The sequence below is a fragment of the Pseudomonas sp. SDO5591_S426 genome (genome assembly GCF_054070755.1).
Genome location: NZ_JBSVXD010000367.1, coordinates 1 through 2,547 on the forward strand (window position 1 = coordinate 1; position 2,547 = coordinate 2,547).

The following is a 2,547-nucleotide window of genomic DNA, read 5'->3' on the forward strand; positions in this document are numbered from 1 at the left end:
GCCTGCGGCAGCTCCTACAGGGGCTTCGTCTATTGGGTCGTGACAACGCCGCCCCGGTCCAATAGATTAGGCGACCTGAAAAAGCCCCCGTGCTTTCTCGCCCCAATTCAAGCTAAAAAAGTAGTGAAATTTCAATGTCCGATTCCAACACCGCTGAATCCGTAGTCACCCTGTCGTCCAAAGCGGAATACGAAAACTCCATCAATCTTTCACAACACGTGTCCCAGGCGAAAACCATCAGCGAGATGGTGCTGGACGCTTTCCAGTCCACCCGCGAAAGCGACCAGATCCGCGAACTGCGCGCCGCGATCCGCCAGGCCCACGACAGCTTCGACGATGACAAAGCCTACGAACTGATGGGCGAACTCAAGCAACTCAAGGACGCCGAGGCCGCCGACATCGCCGCCCTGGAAGACCTGAGCAGCAAGTTCTCGATCGGCCGCATCCTGTCCAGCTTCAAGGACGACCCGGCGTTCCAGGAAATCGTCTACGGCCTGGCCCTGAAAGTGCTGAACCAGACGCACCAGGCGATCAGCAACCCGAGCGGCGGCAAGAGCAAGGCCGCCAAGGCCAAGAAAGAAGTCGAAGTGTTCACCATCAGCAAGGACGGCATCAGCGTGACCTTGCCGCTGCGCACCCCGCGCTCGCGCCTGAGCGTCGACCGTGAAGCCCTGGAATTCCTCGGGTTCACCTTTGTCGGTGAAGGCGATGAGGCGGAGCTGGAAAGCGAGACGTTCCTGGACAATGCCGGGGCCGAACAAGCGGTCAACCGCAAGAACATCATCACCGCCCTGCAACAGCAGACCGCATTCGACGGCTACAGCATCGCCGCGCAGTAATTCCCGCCAGCGCATCAAGCGCCGCAACACCCAGAGCCCCGCCCCAGAGCGGGGCTTTTTATTGCCCGCGATTCCGGCGAATCCCCGATTACTCTTCCAGTATCAACGCCAGAACAACACTTCCCTTCCCCCATCAGCATCACGAGTCCGTCTGCGGGAAGCGTCGACTCACTTTCCAGCCCAAGACCTCAGTGGTGCGACTGCCGAGGTCATCATGAACACGCTCCCGCTCTACCGTCAGTTAGCCAATCATTACCTGGACGCCATCCGCAGCGGCACGTTGAAAACCGGCGAACGCATGCCTTCGATCCGCTTGATGATGGAGAAACATGCCGTCAGCCTGTCGACCGCCGTGCAGGTGTGCCGGGAGCTTGAGGACTATGGCGTGCTGGAAGCGCGGCCGCGCTCGGGCAACTACATCCGCCAGCCCGACACACCGGGCAAACCCGCGCTGATCGCCGTGCCACCGCCGCTGGATAGCGGTGTCTACGTCGGTATTCATGAGCAGGTGTCTTCGGTGCTCAAGGCCAGTCAGCGGGCGACGGTCAAGGTCAATTTCGCCAGCGCCTACTGCGCGCCGCAGCTCTATCCGCTCAAGACGCTGCAGGACAACATGATCAAGACGCTGCGCCAGGACTCACATGTGTTCGATACCACGGGGCCAACCAGTGGCAACATTGCGCTGCGCAATGTCCTTGCGCGTCGGATGCTGACCGCCAAAACCAACCTGACGGCCGAGCGCATCGTGATCACCAACGGCGCCACCGAAGCGATCAATCTGGCGTTGCGGGCCGTGACCCGCCCCGGTGACACCGTGGCCGTGGAGTCGCCGACTTTCTACGGCCTGCTGCAAATTCTCGAAAGCCTGAACCTGCGGGTGCTGGAAGTCCCGGCCTCGACCCACGCGGGGATTCACCTGCCGGCGCTCGAACATCTGCTGCAAGGCCCCGAGCGGATCAAGGCATTGATCGTCATGCCCAACCTGCACAATCCGCTGGGCAGCATCATGCCCGACACCCACAAGGCTCGACTGGTAAAACTGTGCGCCGAGCACGACACGGTGCTGATCGAGGACGATACCTACGGTGATCTGGTGGACACCGAGCAACCGCTGTCCACCCTCAAGCACTGGGACCGCACCGACAACGTGATCTATTGCGCTTCGCTGAACAAAACCCTGGCACCGGGCCTGCGCCTGGGCTGGATCAGCGCCGGCAAATGGCACGACCGCGTGGAAATGCTCAAGCACACCCAGTCCCGTGGTTGCGAAGCGTTGTCGCAATTGGCGGTCAGCGCGTTCATGGCAACACCCTCCTACGAACGCTACCTGCGACGCTTGAGGAAAACCCTGACGCAACAGCGCCAGCAGATGAGCGCGGCGATCACTCGCTACTTTCCCGACGGCACCCGAGTCACAAACCCTCAGGGCGGCACGCTGCTGTGGGTGGAATTGCCTGCGCAGCATTCGGCCATGGCGCTTTTTCATGAGGCGTTGAACGTTGGTATCCAGATTTCACCTGGGGATATCTTTTCCAATGCCAAGCGCTTCGGGAATTTTGTGCGAATTGGGTGTGGGACGCCGTATTCGCCGAGGATTGACGGGGCGTTGGAGACATTAGGCCGAATCCTGAAAAATCAGGGTTAACCACGAACCATAGGAGCTGCCGCAGGCTGCGATCTTTTGGTTTTGATTTTTTAAGATCAAAAG

The 2,547-nt window shown here is 60.0% G+C and carries 2 protein-coding genes; both read left to right on the forward strand.

Annotated elements, in window-relative coordinates:
* Positions 1 to 134 precede the first annotated feature (134 nt).
* Positions 135 to 839 carry a hypothetical protein gene (locus ACW9JC_RS29985; protein WP_338584846.1) on the forward strand — a complete coding sequence of 235 codons (705 nt, stop codon included), beginning with the start codon at positions 135 to 137 and terminating at the stop codon, positions 837 to 839.
* A gap of 214 nt (positions 840 to 1,053) precedes the next feature.
* A complete protein-coding gene (locus ACW9JC_RS29990) occupies positions 1,054 to 2,484 on the forward strand; it encodes an aminotransferase-like domain-containing protein (RefSeq protein ID WP_457459575.1) in 1,431 nt (476 codons plus the stop codon).
* Positions 2,485 to 2,547 lie beyond the last annotated feature (63 nt).

Bases quoted from the DNA above. Each gene is read 5' to 3' on its own strand.
- ACW9JC_RS29985 (WP_338584846.1), top strand. From the start codon at position 135: ATGTCCGATTCCAACACCGCTGAATCCGTAGTCACCCTGTCGTCCAAA.
- ACW9JC_RS29990 (WP_457459575.1), top strand. From the start codon at position 1,054: ATGAACACGCTCCCGCTCTACCGTCAGTTAGCCAATCATTACCTGGAC.